Source organism: Streptomyces sp. NPDC024555 (assembly GCF_055559335.1).
Map to the genome: position 1 here is coordinate 47,641 of NZ_JBVHKV010000032.1, position 23,575 is coordinate 71,215.

General features: G+C 72.6%; 20 protein-coding genes and 1 riboswitch. Of the genes, 6 read left to right on the forward strand and 14 right to left on the reverse strand.

Annotation, left to right across the window (positions count from 1 at the left end; translation table 11 throughout):
* Nucleotides 1-142 precede the first annotated feature (142 nt).
* A complete protein-coding gene (locus ACZ4FH_RS35295; protein WP_467309998.1) occupies nt 143-772 on the forward strand; it encodes a hypothetical protein in 630 nt (209 codons plus the stop codon).
* Between the two features lie 359 nt (nt 773-1,131).
* Nucleotides 1,132-3,045, forward strand: a complete 1,914-nt coding sequence (locus ACZ4FH_RS35300) for an AAA family ATPase (protein WP_467310000.1) — start codon at nt 1,132-1,134, stop codon at nt 3,043-3,045.
* Between the two features lie 55 nt (nt 3,046-3,100).
* Here ACZ4FH_RS35300 and ACZ4FH_RS35305 read toward each other — a convergent pair whose 3' ends face one another.
* The 10 genes from ACZ4FH_RS35305 to ribD form a co-directional block, all read right to left on the reverse strand.
* Nucleotides 3,101-4,198, reverse strand: coding sequence for a hemolysin family protein (locus ACZ4FH_RS35305; protein WP_383651000.1), 1,098 nt, complete (start codon nt 4,196-4,198; stop codon nt 3,101-3,103).
* The gene (locus ACZ4FH_RS35310; RefSeq protein ID WP_383651001.1) at nt 4,195-5,559 is read right to left on the reverse strand and encodes a hemolysin family protein; all 1,365 of its coding nucleotides are present in this window, start codon (nt 5,557-5,559) and stop codon (nt 4,195-4,197) included. The genes ACZ4FH_RS35305 and ACZ4FH_RS35310 overlap by 4 nt, the downstream gene beginning before the upstream one ends.
* 186 nt (nt 5,560-5,745) lie before the next feature.
* The gene (locus ACZ4FH_RS35315) at nt 5,746-6,198 is read right to left on the reverse strand and encodes a PH domain-containing protein (protein ID WP_383651002.1); all 453 of its coding nucleotides are present in this window, start codon (nt 6,196-6,198) and stop codon (nt 5,746-5,748) included.
* Nucleotides 6,199-6,220: 22 nt separating this feature from the next.
* On the reverse strand, nt 6,221-7,069 hold the full coding sequence (hisG, locus tag ACZ4FH_RS35320; RefSeq protein ID WP_383651003.1) for an ATP phosphoribosyltransferase: 849 nt from the start codon (nt 7,067-7,069) through the stop codon (nt 6,221-6,223).
* A gap of 59 nt (nt 7,070-7,128) precedes the next feature.
* A complete protein-coding gene (locus ACZ4FH_RS35325; protein WP_018524273.1) occupies nt 7,129-7,401 on the reverse strand; it encodes a phosphoribosyl-ATP diphosphatase in 273 nt (90 codons plus the stop codon).
* A 35-nt stretch (nt 7,402-7,436) separates the two neighbouring features.
* Complete coding sequence (gene ribH, locus ACZ4FH_RS35330; RefSeq protein WP_360857857.1) at nt 7,437-7,922, reverse strand: 6,7-dimethyl-8-ribityllumazine synthase; 486 nt, start codon at nt 7,920-7,922, stop codon at nt 7,437-7,439.
* A 37-nt stretch (nt 7,923-7,959) separates the two neighbouring features.
* Entirely contained in the window at nt 7,960-9,258 is a 1,299-nt protein-coding gene (locus tag ACZ4FH_RS35335; RefSeq protein WP_467310007.1) for a bifunctional 3,4-dihydroxy-2-butanone-4-phosphate synthase/GTP cyclohydrolase II, read from the reverse strand.
* On the reverse strand, nt 9,255-9,899 hold the full coding sequence (locus tag ACZ4FH_RS35340) for a nicotinamide mononucleotide transporter family protein (RefSeq protein ID WP_467310009.1): 645 nt from the start codon (nt 9,897-9,899) through the stop codon (nt 9,255-9,257). Before ACZ4FH_RS35340 ends, ACZ4FH_RS35335 begins: the two co-directional genes overlap by 4 nt.
* Nucleotides 9,896-10,513 carry a riboflavin synthase gene (locus tag ACZ4FH_RS35345; protein WP_467310011.1) on the reverse strand — a complete coding sequence of 206 codons (618 nt, stop codon included), beginning with the start codon at nt 10,511-10,513 and terminating at the stop codon, nt 9,896-9,898. The genes ACZ4FH_RS35340 and ACZ4FH_RS35345 overlap by 4 nt, the downstream gene beginning before the upstream one ends.
* On the reverse strand, nt 10,514-11,614 hold the full coding sequence (gene ribD / locus ACZ4FH_RS35350; RefSeq protein ID WP_467310013.1) for a bifunctional diaminohydroxyphosphoribosylaminopyrimidine deaminase/5-amino-6-(5-phosphoribosylamino)uracil reductase RibD: 1,101 nt from the start codon (nt 11,612-11,614) through the stop codon (nt 10,514-10,516).
* A 153-nt stretch (nt 11,615-11,767) separates the two neighbouring features.
* Nucleotides 11,768-11,898, reverse strand: a riboswitch (FMN riboswitch).
* Between the two features lie 263 nt (nt 11,899-12,161).
* Between ribD and ACZ4FH_RS35355 the strand changes: the two genes are divergently transcribed.
* Complete coding sequence (locus ACZ4FH_RS35355; protein ID WP_467310015.1) at nt 12,162-14,504, forward strand: chitinase C-terminal domain-containing protein; 2,343 nt, start codon at nt 12,162-12,164, stop codon at nt 14,502-14,504.
* A 454-nt stretch (nt 14,505-14,958) separates the two neighbouring features.
* Here ACZ4FH_RS35355 and ACZ4FH_RS35360 read toward each other — a convergent pair whose 3' ends face one another.
* Complete coding sequence (locus tag ACZ4FH_RS35360; RefSeq protein ID WP_467310016.1) at nt 14,959-16,140, reverse strand: ROK family transcriptional regulator; 1,182 nt, start codon at nt 16,138-16,140, stop codon at nt 14,959-14,961.
* 157 nt (nt 16,141-16,297) lie between these two features.
* Between ACZ4FH_RS35360 and ACZ4FH_RS35365 the strand changes: the two genes are divergently transcribed.
* Together ACZ4FH_RS35365 and ACZ4FH_RS35370 are read left to right on the forward strand one after the other, a co-directional pair.
* On the forward strand, nt 16,298-17,527 hold the full coding sequence (locus tag ACZ4FH_RS35365) for an MFS transporter (RefSeq protein WP_467310018.1): 1,230 nt from the start codon (nt 16,298-16,300) through the stop codon (nt 17,525-17,527).
* 167 nt (nt 17,528-17,694) lie between these two features.
* Nucleotides 17,695-19,089 carry a uracil-xanthine permease family protein gene (locus ACZ4FH_RS35370; RefSeq protein WP_467310020.1) on the forward strand — a complete coding sequence of 465 codons (1,395 nt, stop codon included), beginning with the start codon at nt 17,695-17,697 and terminating at the stop codon, nt 19,087-19,089.
* 3 nt (nt 19,090-19,092) lie between these two features.
* Here the strand turns inward: ACZ4FH_RS35370 and ACZ4FH_RS35375 are convergent, their stop codons facing one another.
* Complete coding sequence (locus ACZ4FH_RS35375; protein WP_467310022.1) at nt 19,093-20,208, reverse strand: glycoside hydrolase family 6 protein; 1,116 nt, start codon at nt 20,206-20,208, stop codon at nt 19,093-19,095.
* Nucleotides 20,209-20,394: 186 nt separating this feature from the next.
* Here ACZ4FH_RS35375 and ACZ4FH_RS35380 point away from each other — a divergent pair, with 186 nt between their 5' ends.
* The gene (locus ACZ4FH_RS35380) at nt 20,395-21,021 is read left to right on the forward strand and encodes a DUF5995 family protein (RefSeq protein ID WP_467310024.1); all 627 of its coding nucleotides are present in this window, start codon (nt 20,395-20,397) and stop codon (nt 21,019-21,021) included.
* Between the two features lie 6 nt (nt 21,022-21,027).
* Here ACZ4FH_RS35380 and ACZ4FH_RS35385 read toward each other — a convergent pair whose 3' ends face one another.
* Complete coding sequence (locus ACZ4FH_RS35385; RefSeq protein WP_467310025.1) at nt 21,028-21,960, reverse strand: GNAT family N-acetyltransferase; 933 nt, start codon at nt 21,958-21,960, stop codon at nt 21,028-21,030.
* The coding region (locus ACZ4FH_RS35390; protein ID WP_467310027.1) for a peptidase C14 at nt 21,957-23,575 on the reverse strand (1,619 nt) is incomplete at its 5' end. The genes ACZ4FH_RS35390 and ACZ4FH_RS35385, both read right to left, overlap by 4 nt.

The window sequence follows — 23,575 nt, forward strand, 5'->3', positions numbered from 1 at the left end:
GCTGCGGTGCACGACAGTGCGCCAACTATCGCGGTTGCGGCCCCGGTTCTGCCAGCGATTCGTCTCGCGTCGAAGAACCAATATTGGACTGGACCACTGGCGTGACCTGCGGCTGCTTCGGCGCGCCTCGTAGGCTGGGGCCATGAACGACCTCGCCCGCCACGCCGCGCGGCTGCGTGCCCTGCCGCCGTCCTGCGGACCGGTCCGGCTGATCGCCGTCGACGGGCACGCGGGATCCGGCAAGACCACCTTCGCCGCCCGGCTCGCCGCTGCGCTCGGCGGGGCCCCCGTCCTGCATCTGGACGACCTCGCCTCCCACGCGCATCTGTTCGACTGGACCGGCCGGTTCCATGACCAGGTGGCCGGGCCGCTCTCCCGGGGCGAGACCGCCCGCTACACCCCGTACGACTGGACCGCGCGCGTCTTCGGCCCGCCGCGCGCGCTGCCGGCCGCGCCGGTGGTGCTCGTCGAAGGGGTGGGCGCGGGCCGCCGGGCGCTGCGCCCGCTGCTCGCCCGGCTGCTGTGGATGGATCTGCCGGCCGCCGCGGCCTGGGAGCGCGGCCGACGGCGGGACGGACCGGCGCAGCACACCTTCTGGAACGGCTGGACGGCGGCCGAAACGGACCACTTCGCGGCAGATCCCTCGCGCCCCTCGGCCGATGCCCTGATACGGCAGTTGCCTGTGGGGTACGAGTGGCTGGAGAGAACCGGCATGGACGCAGGAATGAACCATTCCGTCACCCACCGTGATCACCCCGGGCCGACATACTGAGCAGTCGGAAATCGCTCGGGAAGTACCCCAACTCCGCTTGACCCGGGGGCGGTACAGGTCTTACGTTCTCAATGTGCGGCTTTTCGGAGCCCCCACAGACGCGAAGCCCCCGGTTGTTCCCCCGTGATCGGGGGCTTCGTCCTGTGCCCGGCCGGCCCTTCCCGCCGTCCGTCACCGCTCTCCGCTCACCGTGGGTCACGGTCCCTCTTCGGCCTGCGGCGCCCTTAGTCGCACACTCCCTGCGCAGGTACGATGCCTCTCGGTGCGGTCAATTCCCGTCCATTGCACAGTGATTCGGCGCGCCCCCGCGGGCCGTCGCGCGGCGGGACATCCTGGGGGCACGGCTTGTGGGGGGCCTGATGGACATCGGCACGCAGGGCGCACAGGCCCCGGCCGACCTCGCGTGGCTGCGCGGCGTGGACGCCTGCACCATGGGCGCCTATCCGCAGGCCGAGGAGGAGTTCGCGGCGGCGGTGCGCATGGATCCCGGCATGGCGGACGCCTGGCTGGGCCTCCACGCGCTGCGGGTCGACACGACGACCGCGCTGCTGCAGATGTACCGGCACCGCGACCGCTTCGGGGACCAGCGCGCCCGGCACCGCCGCACCCTCAACTCCTGGTACTGGCTGGGCTGGTGGGTGCAGCCGGTGCTGGAGAGCCCGCGCGACCTCTTACTGGCCCACGCCTCGCACTGGCTGGACGGCCGGCACGTCCCCGAGCTGGACCGCGCGCTCGCCGGACTTCCCCCGGTCGACACCGACCCCCAGGTCCGCTTCCTGCACGCCTGTCGCTCCTACCTGGTCAAGGACTGGGAGCAGCTCGTCCGCCACACCGAGCCCCTGATCGACGATCAGCTCCTCGGCATCGAGGCGGGGCTCTTCGGCGGCATGGCCCGGGTGCGGCTGGAGATGTACGGACAGGCGGAGCCGCTGCTCGCCACCGCGCTGATGCGCTGCCGCAGCGAGCAGCCGCAGCGCAAGGAGCTGCGCTACTGGCTGGCGCGCGCCCACGAGGGCACCGGCCGCAGCGCCGCCGCCCTCCCCCTCTACCGGGCGGTCCACCGGATCGACCCCGCGTTCATGGACACCTCCGCCCGGCTGGCGGCCATTGCGGACTACGACGGGCTGGAGGGGGCGGACGAGGCGGCGGGCCTGGCCACCGTGCCGATGGGCCCCGGCGCGGACAGCGCCTTCGCCGGCACGCAGCCGGACACCGACGGACCGCTGGGCACCGATCTGGTCGACGGCCGGGAGCTGCGGCCGGGCGGCGAGGAGCCGGAGCTGCCGGGTCTCGGGCGGGTGCCCGCACCGGCCGGCGCGCGGCGGAAGACCGTCGTACCGGGGCAGTCCGCCCCGCAGCCCTTCCCCGCCGGTCCCAGCGATCCCGTCCTGCTCGCCGAGGCCCTGGCGGAGCTGGAGCGGATGGTCGGGCTGGAGCCGGTGAAACGGCAGGTCAAGGCGTTGTCCGCGCAGCTGAACATGGCACGGCTGCGGGCCGGCCAGGGGCTGCCCGTCCAGCCCCCGAAACGGCACTTCGTCTTCTCCGGGCCGTCCGGGACCGGCAAGACGACGGTGGCCCGCATCCTCGGCCGGGTCTTCTACGCGCTCGGACTGCTGGGCGGCGACCATCTGGTGGAGGCCCAACGGGCCGACCTCGTCGGCGAGTTCCTGGGGCAGACCGCGGTCAAGGCCAATGAGCTGATCGACTCCGCGCTCGGCGGGGTGCTCTTCGTGGACGAGGCGTACAGCCTCGCCAACACGGGGTACAGCAAGGGCGACGCGTACGGCGACGAGGCCCTTCAGGTGCTCCTCAAACGCGCCGAGGACAACCGGGACCATCTCGTCGTCATCCTGGCGGGGTATCCGGAGGGCATGGACCGGCTGCTCTCCACCAACCCCGGGCTCTCCTCCCGGTTCACCACCCGGGTGGACTTCCCCAGCTACCGCCCCCTGGAACTCACCGCCATCGGCGAGGTGCTGGCCGCCGAGAACGGGGACGCCTGGGACGAGGAGTCGCTGGAGGAGCTGCGCTCGATCAGCGGCCACGTCGTCGACCAGGGCTGGCTCGACGAGCTGGGCAACGGCCGCTTCCTGCGCACGCTGTACGAGAAGAGCTGCGCCTACCGCGATCTGCGGCTCTCGGGCTGTACGACGGTCCCGACCCGCGACGATCTGGCGACGCTGCGGCTGCCCGACCTGATGCAGGCCTACGGCGAGGTGCTCTCGGGCCGGGGCCCGGTGGGCCGGGGCCGGACGGAGCCGCCCGAGCTGTGAGACGGCCCCGGCCCCCGCCGGACGGGCGGGGGCCGGGGCCGGGTTGACCGGGCGGTCAGACCGCCAGGACGGGGCGGTCGTCGGAGCCGGCCGGGCGCTCCTCGGTGCGGCGGGGCTCCGCGACCCGGTGCGCCGGGTCCCGTACCTCACCGACCAGGGTCTCCAGCACGTCCTCCATCGTGACCAGGCCGAGGATCCGGCCCGAGGCGTCCGCGACCTGCGCCAGGTGCGTCGCCGCGCGGCGCATCACGGTCAGCGCGTCGTCGAGCGGCAGCTCGGCCCGTACGGTCGCCATCGGACGCCACACGTGCTGCGGAACGGCCCGCTCCCGGTCCTCCAGGTCGAGGACGTCCTTGACGTGCAGATAGCCCATGAACGGGCCGCCGCCCCCGGCGCAGACCGGGAATCGGGAGAAGCCGGTCCGTACGGTCAGCTCCTCCATGCCGCGCGGGGTGACCGACGGGTCGACCGTCACCAGGCTCGGGCGGGGCAGGAGCACATCGGTGACCGGGCGGCTGCCCAGCTCCAGGGCGTCCTCCAGCCGTTCCTGCGCCTCCGGCTCCAGCAGCCCGGCCTGTCCGGAGTCCTCCACCAGGCGGTTGAGCTGCTCACTGGTGAAGACGGCCTCCACCTCGTCCTTGGGCTCGACCCCGAAGAGCCGGAGCACCAGCCGGGCGCAGGCGCCCAGCGCCGAGGTGACCGGGCGGCAGAGCCGGGCGAAGCCGACCAGGCCGGGGCCGAACCAGAGCGCGGTGCGCTCGGGCGCGGCCATCGCCAGGTTCTTCGGGACCATCTCGCCGATGACGAGGTGGAGGAAGACGACCAGGGCGAGGGCCAGCACATAGCCCAGCGGATGGACCAGCCCCTCGGGCAGGTGGACCGCGTGGAAGACCGGCTCCAGCAGATGCGCCACCGTGGGTTCGGCGACCGCGCCCAGGGTCAGCGAGCAGACGGTGATGCCGAACTGGGCGGCGGCCATCATCTGCGGCAGGTTCTCCAGCCCGGACAGCACCTGGCGGGCGCGGCCGGAGCCCTCCGCCGCCAGGGGTTCGATCTGGCTGCGGCGCACGGAGACGAGGGCGAACTCCGCGCCGACGAAGAAGCCGTTCGCCAGGACCAGGAGTCCGGCGAAGAGGAGTTGGACGAGGCTCATCGGGCCGCCTCCAGCACCCCGTGGGACGACGCGTCGTCCGCGGACGGCACCTCGGCCGTACGGACGAAGCGCACCTTCTCGGCCCGGTAGTGGCCGACCTGGCGGACGGAGATCCGCCAGCCGGGCAGTTCGGCGCGGTCGCCGGGGGCGGGGATCCGGCCGAGCAGATCAGCGACGAGTCCGGCCACCGTCTCGTACGGCCCGTCGGGCACGTCGAGTCCTATCCGGCGCAGGGTGAGCACCCGGCAGCTGCCCTCGGCGTCCCAGGCGGGACGCCCGTCCTCGGGGGCCGCGGGGGCCAGCTCGGGGCGGTCGGCGCCCTCGGCGTCGTGCTCGTCGCGGACCTCGCCGACGAGTTCCTCGATGATGTCCTCAAGGGTGACGACCCCGGCGGTGCCGCCGTACTCGTCGACCACGACGGCGATCGGCTGCTCCTTGCGCAGCCGCTGGAGCAGCTGTTCGACGGGCAGCGTCTCGGGGACCAGCAGCGGCGGTACGGCGATGCGCCCGGCCGTGGTCCGCAGCCGGTCCTCGGCGGGCACGGCCAGCGCGTCCTTGAGGTGGATCATGCCGATGACCTCGTCGATGCGCTCCCGGTAGACGGGGAAGCGGGAGAGGCCGGTGGCGCGGGTGAGGTTGAGGACGTCCGCCGCGGTCGCCGAGGACTGCAGGGCGCTGACCTTCACCCGGGGGGTCATGACGTGCTGGGCGGTGAGCCCGGCCAGCGACAGGGTCCGGACGAAGAGGTCGGCGGTGTCCTGTTCGAGGGTGCCGGCCTCGGCCGAGTGGCGGGCCAACGAGACCAGCTCGCCGGGGGTGCGGGCGGAGGCCAGCTCCTCGGCCGGTTCGACGCCGAGGAGGCGCACCAGCCGGTTGGCGACGGTGTTCAGCAGGCCGATGACCGGGCGGAGCACCCGGGTGAACACCTGCTGGGGGCCGGCGACGAAGCGGGCGACCTGGAGCGGCCGGGAGACCGCCCAGTTCTTCGGGACGAGTTCACCGATGACCATCTGGACGGCGGCCGCCAGCAGCATGCCGATGACGACGCTGACGCCGGAGACGGCGCCGTCCGGGAGACCGGTCAGGGCGAGGGGGCCGTCCAGCAGCCGGGCGAGGGCCGGTTCGGCGAGCATGCCGACCACCAGCGAGGTGATGGTGATGCCGAGCTGGGTGCCGGAGAGCTGGAAGGAGAGTTCCCGCAGGGCGTCGACGACGGTGCGGGCCCGTCGGTCGCCCCGGGTGGCGGCGCTCTCGGCGTCCGCCCGTTCCACCGTGACGAGACCGAACTCGGCCGCCACGAAGAACCCGTTGGCCAGGATGAGAAGGAATGCCGCACTGAGAAGCAGCAGGGGGGTGGTCATGCCGCCGCCTCCGTCGATGGGGCGGCGCAGGTACTACCGGACGATCCGTCCATTGCTGGAAGGAGTCACTCCTCGGGTCGAAGGAAAGCCCCGCCGGCCTCGGGGGCCGTGCTGTGCGGGGCGGGGCGCACCGGGGCGCCGCCGTCCTCCAGAGTAGTCAACAACGGGCCCGGTGGGGCAGGGGGCTCAGCCGTTGTCCGTGCCGGTGCCGCGGGTCTCGGCGAGCGCGCGCAGCGTACGGGCGTCGCGGATGGCCTGCTCCTTGGCGATTCCGGGCTGGATGCCGAGGACCGGCATGCTGGTGCCGTCGCTGAGGTCGAGATAGACCCAGGGGTCGCCGGCCCGCAGGTTGACGCGCACGATCTCGGGCCAGGACAGCCGGCGGGTGCGGGTGAGATTGACCACGGTCACCCCGCTGTCCTCGGCGACCACCTTGGGGCGGCTGAGCAGGGCGAGCACACCGAGGAAGAGCGCGGCGGTGAAGACGAAGCTGACCCGCTCTCCCCCGCTGAGCTGTTCGAGGGTGAAGGCGACCGCGGTGATCACGGCGAACATCACCACGCCGACACCGAGCAGCACCACCCGGGTGCGGGTGGGCCGGAAGGTGACGGGCAGGGCGGGGAGAGCGGGGGCCGGCATGGTTCTCTTCTGTCTCCGGCCGTCAGAGGCGGCAGGCGTGGATGGCCGTGGTGAGGATGGCGCGGGCGCCGAGGTCGTAGAGGTCGTCCATGATCCGCTGGGCCTCGCGCGAGGCGACCATGGAGCGGACCGCGACCCAGCCCTCGTGGTGCAGCGGGGAGATGGTCGGGGACTCCAGGCCCGGGGTGAGGGCGACCGCGCGCTCCAGGTGCTCGACGCGGCAGTCGTAGTCCATCATCACGTAGCTGCGGGCGACCAGGACGCCCTGGAGGCGGCGCAGGAACTGCTGGACCTTGGCGTCGTCCGCGGGGGCGCCGGTGCGGCGGATGACGACCGCCTCCGAGGTCATGATCGGCTCGCCGATGACCTCCAGTCCGGCGTTGCGCAGGCTGGTGCCGGTCTCGACGACATCGGCGATGATCTGGGCGACGCCCAGCTCGATGGCGGTCTCGACCGCGCCGTCGAGGTGGACGACGGAGGCGTTGACCCCCGTCTCGGCCAGGTGCTTGGCGACGATGCCCTCGTAGGAGGTGGCGATCGTCATGCCGTCGAAGTCCGCGGGGCCCGCGGCGGTGCCGGGCTTGGTGGCGTAGCGGAAGGTGGAGCGGGCGAAGCCGAGCTGAAGGATCTCCTCGGCGTCGGCCCCGCTGTCCAGCAGCAGGTCGCGGCCGGTGATGCCGATGTCGAGGCGGCCGGAGCTGACGTAGATCGCGATGTCGCGGGGGCGGAGGTAGAAGAACTCGACCTGGTTCTCCGGGTCGACCAGGACGAGTTCCTTGGACTCCTTGCGCTGCTTGTAGCCCGCCTCATGGAGCATCGCCATCGCAGGCCCGGAGATAGCACCCTTGTTGGGGACGGCGATGCGCAGCATGAGGTCGGGTTTCCTTTGCGAAGGGGGTCTGGGGCGTCGGGCGGGTGCGGAGGTCGTGCTCAGAGGTGGGCGTAGACGTCGTCGAGGCTGATCCCGCGCGCCACCATCATCACCTGGACGTGGTAGAGCAGCTGCGAGATCTCCTCGGCGGCTGCGTCCTTGCTCTCGTGCTCGGCGGCCATCCAGACTTCGGCGGCCTCCTCGACGACCTTCTTGCCGATGGCATGCACGCCCTTGTCCACCAGTTCGGCGGTACGGGAGGTGGAGGGGTCGCCGTTGGCGGCCTTGAGCTGGAGCTCGGCGAAGAGCTCTTCGAAGGTTTTGTTCGCCATGATGCCCTCAAGAATACGGGGTCCGGGACCCCCGTTCAGCGCCAGGGTTCGCTGACCGAGCGGAGGGTGGCGGCGGTGGCGACGGCGGCCGTGACCGCTTCGTGCCCCTTGTCCTCATTGGACCCTTCCAGGCCCGCCCGGTCGAGGGCCTGCTCCTCGGTGTCACAGGTGAGGACGCCGAAGCCGACGGGGACGCCGGTGTCGACGGCGACCTGGGTGAGGCCGTTGGTGACACCGTGGGACACGTACTCGAAGTGGGGGGTGCCGCCCCGGATGATCACGCCGAGGGCGACGATCGCGTCGTAGCCGCGGCCGGCCAGCACCTTGGCGACGACCGGGAGTTCGAAGCTGCCCGGGACCCGGAGCAGGGTCGGCTCGTCGATGCCCAGCTCGTGCAGGGCGCGCAGCGCGCCGTCGACGAGTCCGTCCATGACCTTCTCGTGCCACTGGGCCGCGACGACCGCGACGCGCAGGTCACCGCAGTTGCGTACGGACAGTTCGGGTGCGCCCTTGCCGCTCATGTCTCTCCTGGTTCCGTTCCTGATGCGTGCGGGTGGATCACTGGTTGCCGCAGGTCGACGCCGTGGCGGCGTCGAGCCAGGGCAGGTCGTGCCCCATGCGGTCGCGCTTGGTGCGCAGATAGCGGAGGTTGTGCTCACCGGCCTGGACGGGCATCGGCTCGCGGCCGGTGACGGTCAGTCCGTGGCGCACGATCGCCGCGGTCTTCTCGGGGTTGTTCGTCATCAGCCGCAGGCTGTGCACGCCGAGGTCCTTGAGGATCTGCGCGCCGGCCGCGTAGTCCCGCGCGTCGGCGGGCAGTCCGAGCTCCAGATTGGCGTCCAGGGTGTCGACGCCGCGCTCCTGGAGCTCGTACGCGCGCAGCTTGGAGAGCAGGCCGATGCCGCGGCCCTCGTGCCCGCGCAGATAGACGACGACGCCGCGGCCCTCCTCCGTGATCCGGCGCATGGAGGCGTGCAGCTGGGGGCCGCAGTCGCAGCGCTGGGAGCCGAAGATGTCGCCGGTCAGGCACTCGGAGTGGACCCGGACCAGGACGTCCTCGCCGTCCCCGAGGTCGCCGTGGACCAGGGCGACGTGCTCGACGCCGTCCACCGTGGAGCGGTAGCCGTAGGCGGTGAAGGAGCCGAAGTCGGTGGGCAGCCGCACCTCGGCCTCGCGGCGCACCGTCGGCTCGGAGCTGCGGCGGTAGGCGATCAGGTCCTCGATGGAGATGATCGTCAGTCCGTGCTTGCGGGCGAAGGGGACGAGCTGGGGCAGCCGCAGCATGACGCCGTCCTCGCCCGCGATCTCCACGATCGCCCCGGCGGGGCGCAGTCCGGCGAGCCGGGCGAGGTCGACGGCCGCCTCGGTGTGGCCGTTGCGCACGAGGACGCCGCCGCTGCGGGCGCGGAGCGGGAAGACGTGGCCGGGCCGGACGAAGTCGCCGGGACCGGCCGTGCCGCCGGCGAGCAGCCGGAGCGTGGTGGCGCGGTCGGCGGCGGAGATGCCGGTGGTGACGCCGTGGGCGCCGGAGGCGTCGACGGAGACGGTGAAGGCGGTCTTCATCGACTCGGTGTTGTGGTCGACCATCTGCGGCAGGGCGAGCCGCTCCAGCTCGTCGTTCTCCATGGGCGCGCAGATCAGTCCGCGGCACTCGCTCATCATGAAGGCGACGATCTCGGGCGTGGCCTTCTCGGCCGCGATGACGAGGTCGCCCTCGTTCTCCCGGTCCTCGTCGTCGACGACGACGACGGGCCGGCCGGCCGCGATGTCGCGGATCGCCTGCTCGACGGGGTCGAGGCTCAGGTCCTCGACGGGTGCCTCGTGCTCCCGGTGCAGCCAGGTGGGCTGGGCAGTCATGCCGTGGCTCCTTCCAGAGCGGGTGTCCGCGAACGCAGCCACCAGTCGCGCATGCCCCACAGGACGAGGGCCCCGTAGACCACGTAGATGAGTCCGGAGAAGGCGAGCCCGCTGTGGAAGTTGAGCGGGACGCCGACCAGGTCGACCAGGAGCCAGGCGAACCAGAACTCGACCATGCCGCGGGCCTGGGCGAGCATCGCCACGAGCGTTCCGGCGAATATGTACGCGTCCGCCCAGGGGCTCCAGGACAGCGAGGGGAAGGCGGTGAACAGCGCGCCGACGGCGAGGGTGCCGAGGGCCGCGCCGCCGAGCAGGTAGCCGCGCTCGCGCCAGGTGGCGAACCGTACGGCGATGGAGCCGTCCTGCGCCTGCTGCCGGCCGCGGGTCCACTGCTGCCAGCCCCAGACGGCGACGGCGATCACGATGAGCTGCTTGCCGACGCTGCCCGCCTGGTGCACGGAGACATTGGCGGCGACCAGCACGACGCCGGACAGGAGCTGGGCGGGCCAGGTCCAGATCGAGCGGAGCCAGCCCAGGGTGAGGGCGATCAGACCGATCGTGTTGCCGATCATGTCGGACCAGATGATGTGCTGGTCGAGGACGGTGAACGCCTCGGAGTTCAGCCAGTGCAGGGCGCTCACTTCGCGGTCTCCCCGGGTTCCGGCGCGCCGTTGCCGAGCAGCCGCTCGACGTACTTCGCGATGACGTCCACCTCCAGGTTGACCGGGTCGCCGGGCTGCTTGATGCCGAGCGTGGTCAGGGCGAGGGTGGTGGGAATGAGGCTGATGGTGAAGTAGTCGGCCGCGGCCTCGACGACGGTCAGGCTGACCCCGTCGACGGTGATCGAGCCCTTCTCCACCACGTAGCGGGTGAGGCCGTCCGGGAGGGAGATCTTCACGATCTCCCAGTTCTCCGAGGCCCGGCGCTCCAGGATCCGGCCGGTGCCGTCCACATGGCCCTGGACGATGTGCCCGCCGAGCCGGCCGCCGAGCGCCATGGGGCGCTCCAGGTTGACCCGGGAGCCCGTGGTGAGGGCGCCGAGGCTGGACCGGTTCAGGGTCTCGGCCATGACGTCGGCGGTGAACTCGTGCTCGCCGAGGTCGACGACGGTCAGGCAGACGCCGTTGACGGCGATCGAGTCGCCGTGCTTGGCGCCCTCGGTGACGACGGGACCGCGCAGGCGGAATCGGGAGGCGTCGTCGAGCTGCTCGACGGCGGTGACCTCACCCAGTTCTTCGACAATTCCGGTGAACACTCAGTTTTCCTTCCGGACGGGGCCGGGGACGGCGGTGATGCGCAGATCGGGGCCGATGCGTACGGTCTCGGTCACATCGAGGCGCAACGCCTCGGCGAGGGTGGGGATTCCGGCGTCGGCGAGGGCGGCGGGACCGGCCCCCAGGAGCACCGGGGCGAGATAGCCGACGACCTTGTCGACCAGTCCCGCCGCGACGAAGGCCCCGGCCAGGGTCGGGCCGCCTTCGAGGAGTACGGAGCGGACGCCGCGCTCGTGGAGGGCGGCGAGGAGGGCGGGGAGGTCCAGTCCGGGGCCGCCGCCGGAGCGCGGCAGGCGCAGGACGGCCTCCTCGGGGAGGTGTCCGGCGTCGGCGTCCTCCGCCACGGCGATCAGGGTGGGCGCGGAGCCGTCGAGGACCCGGGCGCCGGGCCTGACGGCGGTGGCGGCGGTGTCGACGACGACGCGCAGGGGCTGGACGGCGCCGTCGATGCCGCGGACGCCGAGCTGGGGGTCGTCGGCGCGTGCGGTGCCGGAGCCGACGACGACGGCGTCGGCCTCGGCGCGCAGCCGGTGGACGTCGGCGCGGGACTCCGCGGAGGTGATCCAGCGGCTGGTGGTGTCGGCGGCGGCGACCCGGCCGTCCAGGCTCGCGGCGTACTTCCAGACGATGTACGGGCGGCCGCGCCGCACCGAGGTCAGCCAGGCCGCGTTGACGGCCTCGGCCTCGTCGGCGAGGAGGCCCCGCTCGACGGTGATCCCGGCGGCGCGCAGGGTGTCCGCACCGCCGGTGGCCTGTGGGTTCGGGTCTCCGACGGCGTGGACGACCCGGGTGACGCCGGCCTCGATGAGCGCCTGGGCGCAGGGGCCGGTGCGGCCCGTGTGGTTGCAGGGTTCGAGCGTGACGTAGGCGGTGCCGCCGCGGGCCCGGTCGCCGGCCGCGCGCAGGGCGTGGATCTCGGCGTGCGGTCCGCCGGCGCGCTGGTGGAAGCCTTCTCCGGCGGGCTGCCCCTCGGCGTCGAGGACGACGCATCCGACGACCGGATTGGGGCTGGTGGAGCCGAGACCGCGGGCGGCGAGCGCGAGGGCGCGGCGCATGGCGGTGATGTCGGCTGCGGTGTCCACCGGGTCCTCCTGCCTCTTCGGGCACGGACTCCGGGGCCTGTCGATGACGACAGATGAAGCGGGACGCACAGGGGGACGCCGAACACCGGAAGAACGGATGGACCGGTTGCCCGAAACCATCCGCCGACGGCGGCGTACCCGCGAAACGGCCCGCCGCGCACTGCCTCCCATCCGGACTTTAACCGTCGGTCCAGGAATCTCACCTGGTCAACCGACCGCTGGATGCGGCCGGGTCGCGGACTGTAACCGCCGGTTCGGAATTGCACCGACCCCGGAGTGCGCTGCTGCTGGTACACGATCAGTGTGCCACGACCGGGCGTGGGCCAGACGGGTGAACGCTGTGGAGTGGCTCACAGACGGGCCGTGACAAGAGCGTTTTTCGGACACGGGCACCTGAATGGTCCAGACCTATTGACGCACTGGTCTAGTCCTCTTAATCTCTGCGTCACCTCCGAGGAGCGGTTCGCGGTGTGCGCACCTCCGCGAACCAACACGACCCACCCCCTTGCCAGTTGTGTTCTGCCGACCTCCCCAGGAGGAACCGAACGTGCTGTCCCCCACCCGCGCGAGAGCCTCGCTCCTCGCCGCCGGCGCCGGCATTGCCGCGCTGCTGATCGGCTCGCTCTCCGCGACCCCCTCCCAAGCCGCTGACCAGGAGTCCTGTCGCCCCGACGGGCTCTACGAGACCCCGGGCACGGCCGTCCCGTACTGCTCCGTGTACGACTCCGAGGGCCGCGAGAAGATGGGCGCCGACCACCCGCGGCGCGTCATCGGCTACTTCACCAACTGGCGGACCGGCAAGGACGGCAGGCCCGCCTACCTCGCCTCCGACATCCCCTGGGACAAGGTCACCCACCTCAACTACGCGTTCGCCCACGTCGACGGAGCCAACAAGCTCTCCGTCGGGGCCGACGGCCCGAACAACGCGTCGACCGGAATGACGTGGCCGGGAGTCGCCGGTGCCGAGATGGACCCCGCACTCCCCTACAAGGGCCATTTCAACCTGCTCACGAAGTACAAGAAGAAGTACCCGAACGTGAAGACGATGGTCTCCGTCGGCGGCTGGGCCGAGACCGGCGGCTACTTCGACGACAACGGCAAGCGGGTCGACTCCGGCGGCTTCTACTCCATGGCCACCAACGCCGACGGCTCCGTCAACCAGGCCGGGATCAACACCTTCGCCGACTCCGCGGTCGACTTCATCCGCACCTACGGCTTCAACGGCGTCGACATCGACTACGAGTACCCGACGACCATGAAGGACGCCGGCAACCCGCTGGACTGGACCCTGTCCAACGCCCGCCGGGCCGGTCTCGTCAAGGGCTACGCCGCGCTGATGAAGACCCTGCGCGAGAAGCTCGACCGGGCCTCCGCCGCCGACGGCACCCACTACCTGCTCAGCGTCGCCGCGCCGTCCTCCGGCTATCTGCTGCGCGGCATGGAGACCTTCCAGGTCCAGAAGTACCTGGACTACGTCAACATCATGTCGTACGACCTGCACGGCGCCTGGAACGAGTACGTCGGCCCCAACGCCGCGCTCTTCGACGACGGCAAGGACGCGGAGCTGGCCCAGGCGAGCGTCTACTCCACCTCCCAGTACGGCGGCACCGGCTACCTCAACACCGACTGGGCGTACCACTACTTCCGTGGCTCCATGCCGTCGGGCCGCATCAACATCGGCCTGCCGTACTACACCCGCGGCTTCAAGAACGTGCAGGGCGGCACCAACGGCCTCTGGGGCAGGGCGGCCTCCACCGACTGCCCGGCCGGCGCCGGTCTGACCAAGTGCGGTGACGGTGCCGTCGGCATCGACAACCTCTGGCACGACCAGGACACCGCGGGCAAGGAGGCGCCCGCCGGCTCCAACCCGATGTGGCACGCCAAGAACCTGGAGAAGGGCATCGTCGGCGACTACGTCACGGACTACGGCTTCCCCGCCGACACCAAGCTGACCGGCACCTACGTCCGCAACTACGACTCCACCCTGGTCGCGCCCTGGCTGTGGAACGCCCAGACCAAGGTCTTCCTCTCCACCGAGGACGAGCAGTCCGTCAAGGCCAAGGCCGACTACGTCGCCGACAAGGGCATCGGCGGCACGATGATCTGGGAGCTCGCCGGCGACTACGGCTGGAACGCGGCCAAGGGCCAGTACGAGCCCGGTTCGACGCTGACCAGCACCATGTACGACACCTTCAAGTCGGCCTCACCGTACGGTGCCAAGCGCTCCACCATCGATCTGCCGACCGAGGCGCTGGACATCGACGTCTCCTTCGACCAGTTCCCGCTCGGTGACTCCAACTACCCGATCAGCCCCAAGCTGAAGATCACCAACAACACCGAGGCGACGCTGCCCGGCGGCACGGAGTTCCAGTTCGACTACTCCACGTCCGCGCCGGCCAACGCCAAGGACCAGTCCGGGTTCGGCACGACGATCGTCCGCAGCGACCACACCGCCGCGAACAACATCGGCGGGCTCAAGGGCGACTACAACCGCGTCTCCCTGAAGCTGCCCGCCTGGCAGAGCCTCGCGCCCGGCGCCTCCGTGCAGGTCGACTTCGTCTACTACCTGCCGACGTCCACCCCGTCGAACTGGACCGTCACCTTCGGCGGCAAGTCCTACGCCCTCGCGGCGGACCTCGCACGCGGGACGACCGTCGTCGAGCCGGGCGGCACCACGCCGACCCCGGACCCGTCCGGCACGGGCGGGCCGAGCCCCGACCCCACGGGGGGCGCGTGCGCCGCGGCCGCCTGGAGCGCGTCGTCCGAGTACGGCGCGGGGGCGACCGTCAGCCACGGCTCGCACCAGTGGAAGGCCAAGTGGTGGACGAAGGGCGACACGCCCGGGTCCACCGGTGAATGGGGAGTCTGGCAGGACCTCGGAGCCTGCTGACACGCTCTCCGCGCGGGGGGCCGGGGCCGTGTGCCCGGGTCCCCCGCGCTGGCGATTCCGTCCTCAATCGCCGGACGGGCTTGTTTGTGCGGGGTCCCCGCAGGGCGCCTGATGTTCGTCGTGTGGGGTCCGGGGTCCCTCCGGGGAGACTCCTCGAACGACGAACGTGCGGGCACCACGGACACGTACCCCGGTCTGTGTTCGTCGTTCTGCGGGGACTCCCCTGCACGCCCCCGAACCCGGCCGTCGTGCGTCTGCGACAGCGTGATTCACCGGCGGGAAGACGCCGAACCGGCCGGGTGGGGGCGTGCAGGGGTGTCCCCGCAGGAAATGGCGTACGACCCGGGTCCCTTACGTACCCGGGTGAACACGCCATTTCTGAGGAGTCACCCCGGAGGGACCCCGCCCCCACCCACCGGACACACCGCGCACCCCGCGCGCCCCACGGGAAACCTCAGCCCGCCGGGGCGAACAGCGCGTCCTGGGCCGCCTCCCTCGCTGCCAGCACCGCGCCGCGGAGCACCGCCGTGCCGCCGAGGAGGCCTGCCCGGACCTCGGTGCGCAGGGGTGACATCAGGGCCAGGCGTTCCTCGACGCGTACGGCCAGGGCCTCGCCGCCCGCGTGGCCGACCTCGCCGGCGAGGAGGACGCAGCCGGGGTCGAGGACGGCGGCGACCGCGGCGGCGCCCAGGGCGAGGCGGTCGGCGAGGGTGTTCAGGAAGGCCTCGTGGTCGCCCTCGCCCGCCAGCGCCGCGCGGACCGCGACCGCGGCGCCCGGTTCCTGGCCGCCCGCCGCGGGGACGGTGATGCCGTGGGCGGCGGCCAGTTCGAGGACGTGCGCCGAGCCGACCAGGGAGTGGAAGCCGCCGTCGCAGTTGGCGGCCGAGGGGATGCCGATCGTGCCGGGGACCGGCAGGAAGCCGATCTCGCCCGCGCCGCCGGAGGCGCCCCGGCGCAGGGTGCCGTCCAGCATGACCGCCGCGCCGATGCCGTGGCCGAGCCAGAGCAGGACGAAGGTGTCGCAGTCGTGCGCGGCGCCTGCCCGGTGCTCGGCGACGGCGGCGAGGTTGGTCTCGTTCTCCACGAGCACGGTGGCCGGCAGCCGCTGCTGGAGCGCGCGGACGAGTTTGCGGTGCCAGGCGGGGAGACCGCTGCTGTCGCGCAGTTCGCCGGTGACCGGGTCGATCAGGCCGGGCGCGCCGATGCCGACGCTGTGCAGGGGGGCCCGGCCGGCCCGTCCGGCGGTGCGTTCCAGCAGGCCGACGGCCTGTTCGACCGCGTCGTCGGCGAGGGTGTCGTCGCCGATGGGCAGGGTGTCCTCGGCGAGCGTCCTGCCCAGCAGGTCGGCGACGACGACGGCGACGCTGTCGGTGCGGACGTCGAGCCCGGCCAGATGGGCGCGGTCCGCGACGATGCCGTAGAGCCGGGCGTTGGGGCCTCGGCGCTGCGCCCCGGTCTCGCCGACGACCGCGATGAGCCCCGCTCCCTGGAGCCGTTCGACGAGGTCGGCGACGGTGGGCCGGGAGAGGCCGGTCAGGGTCTTCAGCTGCGTGGCCGTCAAGGGGCCGTCCTGCTGGAGGAGGCGCAGGGCAAGCCGGTCGTTGATGGCCCTGGCGGTGCTCGGAGATGCGGGCATGCCGGGATCCTTCCAGATCGCTGCCGCCGTGGTGGGACCGGGCGGTCTATTTATCAGGCAGGGTTCCTGATAGTTTACTGCCCGCATCGTGACGGAGGTGGGCCCCGTGCGCCCTCCGTCGCGCGGACGGGGTATTTCCAGGGAGGGGCACAGCACGATGACTACGGATTCCACGGCTGCTTTCGGCATGGCCGAGGTGAAACGGGCGAGGTACGCCATCGCCGCGGTGTTCACCGTGCACGGGGCGGTGACCGGGAGCTTCGCCACCCGGGTGCCCTGGATCCAGGACCATGCCGGGGTCAGTGCCGGGCAGCTGGGCATAGCCCTGGCCTTCCCGGCGATCGGGGCCTCGCTGGCGATGCCGCTGGCCGGCACGGTGAGCCACCGGTTCGGGGCCAGGACCGCGCTGCGCGGGCTGCTGGCGCTGTGGACGCTGGCGCTGGTGCTGCCGTCGCTGGCGCCGAATCTGCTGACGCTCTGCGTGGCGCTGTTCCTCTACGGGGCCTCGGCGGGCATGTCGGACGTGGCGATGAACGCGCTCGGCGTCGAGGTGGAGAACCGGCTCGACAAGTCGATCATGTCGGGGCTGCACGGGATGTGGAGCGTCGGCGCCCTGATCGGTTCGGCGGCCGGCACGGTGGCCGCGCATCTGGGGGCCGATGCCCGGCTGCACCACGTCGTCGCCGCCCTCGTGCTCACCGCGCTGGGGCTGATCGCCTGCCGGAAGGTGCTGGACCTGCACAGCGAGCCGGACGAGGAGCCGCCGCCGCGGTTCGCGCTGCCGCCGAAGTCCGCGGTGATCATCGGTGCCGTCGGATTCTGCGCGGTGTTCGCCGAGGGGGCGAGCCTGGACTGGTCGGCGGTGTACCTGCGGGACGTGCTGGACAGCTCGGCCGGTCTCGCGGCCGCCTCGACGACGGCGTTCGCGCTGACGATGGCCATCGCCCGGATCGCCGGGGACCGGGTCGTCGACCGCTTCGGCGCAGTGCGGACCGTGCGGGCCGGAGGCGCGCTCGCCACGGTCGGCGGGGTGCTGGTGGTCACGGCCCCGAACGCGGCGCTGGCCATGACCGGCTTCGGCTGCCTGGGGCTCGGCATCGCCGTGGTCGTCCCGCTCGCCTTCGCGGCGGCCGGGCGCAGCGGTCCGAACCCGAGCCAGGCGATCGCGGGTGTCGCGACGATCACGTACACCTCGGGGCTGATCGCCCCGTCGGCGATCGGCTCGCTGGCGGAGGCGACCTCGCTGGTGGTGTCCTTCGGTGTGGTGTCGGTGCTGGCGTTCGGTCTGGTGCTGGGGGCCGGGGTGCTGCGTTCCGGTGACCGCAAGGCCGCGACCTCGGCGGACGCGGGGGCGGCGAGCACGGCGGCGGCGGGTCCCCGCTCCTGAGGCGTACCGCGGCCGGGGCCGTGTCCGGGAGATCCCGGACACGGCCCCGCGGCGTGGCCCCGCCGGGAGGGCCGTCCGGCCCGGCACTACCATGGCGCTGATCGTTTCCGCGGAGGGGCCGTGCCTGTCGGGGCACCGGACACCGCGTCTACACACAGGGAGCAACCATGGCGGGCCTCGGCGTGCGCTGGACCTTGCACGGCGACGGGAAGACGCCCGCGCCGGGCGCGGTCGTCCGCCCCGACGAGCGGCTGTCCTGGCCGCGCACCTTCGGGCTCGGCGCCCAGCATGTGGTCGCCATGTTCGGGGCGTCGTTCGTCGCCCCGGTGCTGATGGGGCTGGACCCGAACCTGGCGATCATGATGTCGGGTGTCGCGACGGCCATCTTCCTGCTGGCCACCCGCGGCCAGGTGCCCAGCTATCTGGGCTGTTCGCTCTCGTTCGTCGGTGTGGCCGCGACGATCCGGGCCAGTGGCGGCAGCAGCGCCGTCGTGACGGGCGCGGTCTTCGTCGTCGGTGCGGTGCTCTTCCTCGCCGGTCTGGCCGTGCAGCGCTTCGGCGCGCGGATCATCCACGCGGCCATGCCGCCCGTGGTGACGGGCGCGGTGGTCATGCTGATCGGCTTCAACCTGGCGCCGGTGACCGCGTCGACGTACTGGCCGCAGGACCAGTGGACGGCGCTGCTGGTGATGCTGTTCACCGGTCTGGCCGTGGTCTGTCTGCGCGGGTTCTTCTCCCGTATCGCGATCTTCCTGGGGCTCGTCTTCGGCTATGTCCTGTCCTGGGTGCTGGACCGGGTCTTCGGGAAGATCCACTCCCCGGCGGGCGGTGCGGAGGCCGTGGACCACTGGCGGCTGGACCTTTCGGGGGTGGGCAGGGCCGACTGGATCGGGCTGCCGTCGTTCCACGCGCCGAGCTTCGAGTGGTCCGCGATCCTGGTCGCGCTCCCCGTCGTCATCGCGCTGATCGCCGAGAACGCCGGACATGTGAAGGCCGTCGGCGAGATGACCGGCCGCACCCTGGACGGCAAGCTGGGCACGGCGATCGCCGCGGACGGTGCCGCGTCGATGCTGTCGACCGCGGTGGGCGGCCCGCCGAACACCACGTACTCCGAGAACATCGGTGTGATGGCCGCGACCCGGGTGTACTCGACGGCCGCCTACTGGGCCGCCGCCTGTTTCGCCCTGCTCTTCGGTCTCTGCCCCAAGTTCGGCGCCGTCGTCGCCGCGATCCCCGGCGGGGTGCTGGGCGGCATCACCGTCATCCTGTACGGCATGATCGGCCTGCTCGGCGCCCAGATCTGGCTGAACGCCGAGGTCGACCTGCGCAACCCGCTCAACCTGGTGCCGGCCGCCGCGGGCATCATCATCGGCGTCGGCGGGGTCAGCCTGAAGATCACCGACAACTTCGAGCTCAGCGGCATCGCGCTCGGCACCATCGTGGTGATCACCGGCTACCACGTGCTGCGGGCCTTCGCTCCGGCGCATCTGAAGACGCAGGAGCCGCTGCTCGACTCCGGCACCTCGGCGTACGACAAGGAGTCCCCGGCGGACGGTTCCTGACCGTCAGCCCGTCGCCAGCCGGTAGGCGTAGTCGGCGGCGAAGGAGCCCGCGGCGGCCGAGCAGCCGTCCGACTCACCGGGCAGTTTGACCCAGAGGTAGGCGTCGATCCGGGGCTCCCCCGTGTCGGTCGTGGGGGTGTGTCCGAGGGCGCGGCCCGCCGGGTCGCACCAGGCGCCGTCGCCCGGGGCGCCGTTGCCGTTGCGGCTGGTGTCGACGACCGCTCCGAGCCGGGCCGGGCCGCCGAGTGCGGCCAGGACCCGGCGGGCGTAGGCGGTCTCGTCGGCGGTGCGGTGGAAGTTCGACACATTGGTGAAGATGCCGTCGCCGCTGTCCGCCGCACCGGCCGCGCGCAGCTCGGCGGCCTGCTTCGCGGCGCTGTGCCAGCCGGAGTGGCCGCCGTCGAAGTAGACCCGGGCGCGGGGGTTCGCCGTGTGCAGGGTGCGCGCGGCGCGGGCCAGTGAGGCGTAGCGGTCCGCCCGGTCGTCCGGGGTGAGGCAGTCGGCCTGGGCGATGGCGTCGGGTTCCAGGACGACGATCACCGGTCCGGTGCCGAGTCCGGCGGCGAACTCCCGTATCCAGGCGTCGTAGGCGTCGAGCCCCGGCGCCCCGCCCTCCGAGGCTCCTCCGCAGTCCCGGCCGGGGACGGCGTAGGGCACCAGCACGGGTGTGCGGCCGGCCCGCGCCGCCGGGGCGGTCACCGCGCGGACCCGGCCGGTGATCTCCCCGGGGTTGTAGTCGGCGAACCAGACGGCGGCGGGCTGGGAGGCGATCCGGGCCTCGATGACCTGGCGCCGGGGGTCGCCGCGGTGGGCGGCGATCCACTCCGCGACCTGGGATTCGGGGTGCCGGTAGAGCCGCCCGTCGGGCCGTTGGGCAGTGGCCGCCGGCGGTTTCGGGGCGGGCTTCTCCGAGGGCCGGGGCGCGGACGCGCTCGTGGAGGGCGGTGCGGACGGGGTGCGGGTGGCGGGCGGCCGGCTCGGGGCGACGGGCAGCGGCGCGACGGTGGGCGAGGCGGTGGGTCCGGGGTATGCGGTGGTGTCCTCCCCCGGGCCGCCGACGGCGGAGAGCACGCCCGCGGCGGTGCCCACGGCCACGACCGCGGAGGCGACGGCGGCCATGGCCTGGCGGCGTGCCCGGCCGCGGCGGGCCCTGGACTCCCTCCGTGCGATCCGGCGTGGTGTGCGTACGCCCGACACTGCGGTGCTCCCCTCCCCGGCCCCGGCGGTACGACCGTCGTTACCCCGTTCCGATGAACCCGACGGCTCCCGGGCGCCAGGGTGAGCCTACGGTGCGACGCTGCCCCCATGGTGCGGATCGATGGGTGGGAACACGGTGCGGTGGGGACGCGGAGGCCCGCGGCGGACCTGCCCGGGGCGGGGCGGGCGGCCTTCCGCGACGGGTGTCTCGTGGTGCTGGGCGGGGCGGAAGGACCGCTGGCGGCCGGGCTGGTGGAGCGGTACCGGGCGGCCGCGGGAGGCGCGGCGGCCGGACGGGCGGTGGCCGCGTGCTGGCGTCCGGTGTTCGCGGTCGGACAGCCTCCGGGGGTGCGGCCGTTGCAGTTCGCCCTGGCCGCGCTGAACGCGCAGGCGGCCCATGATCTGGCGCTCGCCGTCGTCGATGTCTGCCGGGCGCGCGGGTGCGGACCGGAGGAGGTGGCGGAGGAGTTCGACGAGGTGGGCGATCTGCTGCTGACCCTGCGGGACCGGCTGGTGGAGGAGCTGCTGCCGGGTCCGGAGCTGCTGGTGGTCGGCGATCCGCTGCTGCATCTGCTGGCCAGCTGGTGCCCGGACCGGGCCCGCGAGGCGGCCTGGTCGGCGGCCCGGGTGCTGTGGCGGCTGCGCGACGTACCGGCGCTGGCGGAGGAGTTCGCACGGCGGACGGACACGGGGGCCGGGCTGGTCGGGCGCTTTCTGCTCACCCCGTGCCGGTGAGTGGGGTCAGAAGCAGTCGCCGTACCAGTGGACCGCGCCCGGTGCCGTGACGGTGGCCCGGACGGACGCGGCGGTGGCGCGCAGCGGGCGGGCCATGCCGGTGTGTTCGGTGACCCGGCGGGCGTCGTCGACGAGGGCGGGCAGGGCGGCGGCCGTCTCCGGGGTGTCGGGGAGGTCGGAGCGGGCCCGGGTCAGTCCTGCCGCCCGGCCGCGCGCGCCGACGGCGGCGAGCAGCGGGGCCAGGCTCGCCCCGCTCCCCGCGAACTCCCGTACCAGCACCCGGTCCTCCGTGTGCTGGGCGACGATCCAGCCGGTGAGCGCCCCGGAGGCGGGGTCCACCGCCACCAGCGGCCGTTCGGCCGTGCGGTACCAGGCGGCCACGCGCACCGCCCAGTCGCCGGGTTCACGCAGCGAGCTGAGGGGCCGTCCGGCGTTGTACGCGTGGTGCAGCGCGGTCACCTCGACCGTGTCCTCGGCACGCGCCTCGCGCACCCGGAGCGGGCCGGGTGCGGACGGGGCGGCCAGGGCGCCCTCGGTGTACGTCCGGGCGAACTCCTGCCAGCCGGAGCCCCGGTAGACCCCCGGGGTGCCGGTGAAGAGCAGGGACCAGTCGCATCCTTCGGCCGTCATGGTCCGCTCGGCCGCGGCCAGCAGCTGTCGCACCAGTCCGCGTCCGCGTGCCTCGGGGCGGGTGGCGACGCTGCCGATGCCGCCGACGCGGCGGGGGGTGCCGGAGGCGTCGCGGATCAGCCGGGGCACGTAGACGACGACCGCGTCGATGCCGTCGCCCCCCGGTGTCCCGGCGACGAAGGTGTGCCGGTGGCGGTCGGGGTCGAGCGCGTGCAGCTCGCCGAGGTGCGTGGCCTCGAAGCAGCGGCGCCACAGGGCGTCCAGGGCCGGGTCGTCGGCGTCGGTCGTGGTGCGGACGACGGCGTTCACAGGGTCAGGTTCCCTTCCGTGCGCACCCGGTCGCCGGCCGGGGGCATCGCCTCGCGCCGGGTGCCGTCCTCGACGCAGGCGGTGTGCAGCACGGAGTCGAGGGCGTCGGGGGCCAGGTGGAGGGTCCCGCCGGTGAAGCGGCTGCCGGTGGCCGCGTAGTGGTTGGTGCCGTCGGCGATCCTGATGTGGGCGGTGGCGGGGTCCGGGGCCGTGCTGGTCAGTCCGGTGAGGTCCCAGACGGTCGTGCCGGGTCCGGCCGCGCGGCCGAGGAGCGCACCGGCCCGGTTCCGGCCGCCGAAGCGGGCGCCGCCGGTCACGGTGATCCGCTGGTCGCGGACCGCGCTCAGTTCGATGCCGGTGTTCTCGTAGGTGCCGCCGTCGATGCGCAGATCGGCCGAGCCGACGGAGAGCGGGGCCGCGTCCTCGGTGCCGGTGACGGTGCAGTCGGTGAGGTGGACGGGGCCGGCGCCCCGCAGGACCGCACCGTCGACGCCCGTGAACGTGCAGCGGACGAAGTGCACGGGCGCAGTGACGGGGGTCTGGACGAGGACGGCGCCGGCGGGCGGTGCGAAGGTGCAGTCGCTGACCGTCGTCGGCCGGACGGAGCGGGCGGAGCGCTGGGCGACGGCGAAGGTCTTCGCGGTGCAGCCGCGCACCTGGGCGCCGTCGGCGTTCACGGTGAGGGTGCCGTCCTTGTCGAAGGTCGGCCGGGCGATGACCGTGACGTCCTCCAGCGTCAGATCGGTGATCTTCGTGTTGGCGGTGAACCAGGAGCAGACGTGTCGGCGTACGGTGATCCGCTTGGCGGATGTCCCCCACTGCGCGCCGGAGTTGGCGATGTCCATCAGCCCGGAGTTGCCGTCGAAGAGCAGGTCGTGCTCGTACTGGCCGTGGGTGGTGAAGGGGTTGCCGCCCGCGTCGTCGCCGTCGCCGTGGCAGTTGACGACGGTGCAGTAGGCGGAGGCGGTCAGGTCGTTGAGGTGGCGCACATTGCTGGTGGTGCAGTCGGCGACGCGCCCGTAGAGGCAGTAGATCTGCTGGGTGAGATAGCCGGCGCCGCCGTACTCGACGGTGGGCGGGTTCTTCAGCGAGCAGTCCTCGGTGCGGAACCGGGTGCACCAGCGGCGCATGACGACCGGCCAGAAGGTGCCGGTGGCGTGGATGCCGGAGACGTCGCAGCCGACCGCGTACTCGAAGCTGACGGGGTGGGAGCCGGTGTACTCGTCGGGTCCGGCACCCTCGAAGGCCATGTTGCGGATGTGGGTGTCGCGTACGGGTTCGATCCGGGTCCAGGTCAGGGTGCGGCCCTCGGCCAGCGCCCAGCCGTTGAGGTAGCCGATCCGGATGTGTCCGGCGTCGACGATCTCGGTGATCTCGACGAGTTTCTGCAGTTCGCGCTCGTCCCGGCCGCCGCCCTCGACCGGGTCGACCCGCACGGCCCACCACTGGCCGACGGCGAAGGCCTTCGCGTCGGGCACCGGGAAGGTGTCGGTCAGCTCGATGACCTCGGCGGAGAGGCGGTGTTCGACGGTGGTGTCGGTGACGGTGCCGCGGAAGGAGAGGACGGCGCCGAAGGGGTTGTCGTGGGTGTTCTTCTCGATGCCGGTGGTGTGGA

Excerpts from the sequence above, each read along its gene's own strand:
- ACZ4FH_RS35305 (WP_383651000.1), bottom strand. The coding sequence starts at position 4,198 with ATGAGCCTCGTCCAACTCCTCTTCGCCGGACTCCTGGTCCTGGCGAAC.
- ACZ4FH_RS35375 (WP_467310022.1), bottom strand. The coding sequence starts at position 20,208 with ATGGCCGCCGTCGCCTCCGCGGTCGTGGCCGTGGGCACCGCCGCGGGC.
- ACZ4FH_RS35335 (WP_467310007.1), bottom strand. The coding sequence starts at position 9,258 with ATGACTGCCCAGCCCACCTGGCTGCACCGGGAGCACGAGGCACCCGTC.
- ACZ4FH_RS35310 (WP_383651001.1), bottom strand. The coding sequence starts at position 5,559 with ATGACCACCCCCCTGCTGCTTCTCAGTGCGGCATTCCTTCTCATCCTG.
- hisG (WP_383651003.1), bottom strand. The coding sequence starts at position 7,069 with ATGCTGCGCATCGCCGTCCCCAACAAGGGTGCTATCTCCGGGCCTGCG.
- ACZ4FH_RS35360 (WP_467310016.1), bottom strand. The coding sequence starts at position 16,140 with ATGCCCGCATCTCCGAGCACCGCCAGGGCCATCAACGACCGGCTTGCC.
- ACZ4FH_RS35315 (WP_383651002.1), bottom strand. The coding sequence starts at position 6,198 with ATGCCGGCCCCCGCTCTCCCCGCCCTGCCCGTCACCTTCCGGCCCACC.
- ACZ4FH_RS35300 (WP_467310000.1), top strand. The coding sequence starts at position 1,132 with ATGGACATCGGCACGCAGGGCGCACAGGCCCCGGCCGACCTCGCGTGG.
- ACZ4FH_RS35325 (WP_018524273.1), bottom strand. The coding sequence starts at position 7,401 with ATGGCGAACAAAACCTTCGAAGAGCTCTTCGCCGAGCTCCAGCTCAAG.
- ACZ4FH_RS35380 (WP_467310024.1), top strand. The coding sequence starts at position 20,395 with ATGGTGCGGATCGATGGGTGGGAACACGGTGCGGTGGGGACGCGGAGG.
- ACZ4FH_RS35370 (WP_467310020.1), top strand. The coding sequence starts at position 17,695 with ATGGCGGGCCTCGGCGTGCGCTGGACCTTGCACGGCGACGGGAAGACG.
- ribH (WP_360857857.1), bottom strand. The coding sequence starts at position 7,922 with ATGAGCGGCAAGGGCGCACCCGAACTGTCCGTACGCAACTGCGGTGAC.
- ACZ4FH_RS35365 (WP_467310018.1), top strand. The coding sequence starts at position 16,298 with ATGACTACGGATTCCACGGCTGCTTTCGGCATGGCCGAGGTGAAACGG.
- ACZ4FH_RS35295 (WP_467309998.1), top strand. The coding sequence starts at position 143 with ATGAACGACCTCGCCCGCCACGCCGCGCGGCTGCGTGCCCTGCCGCCG.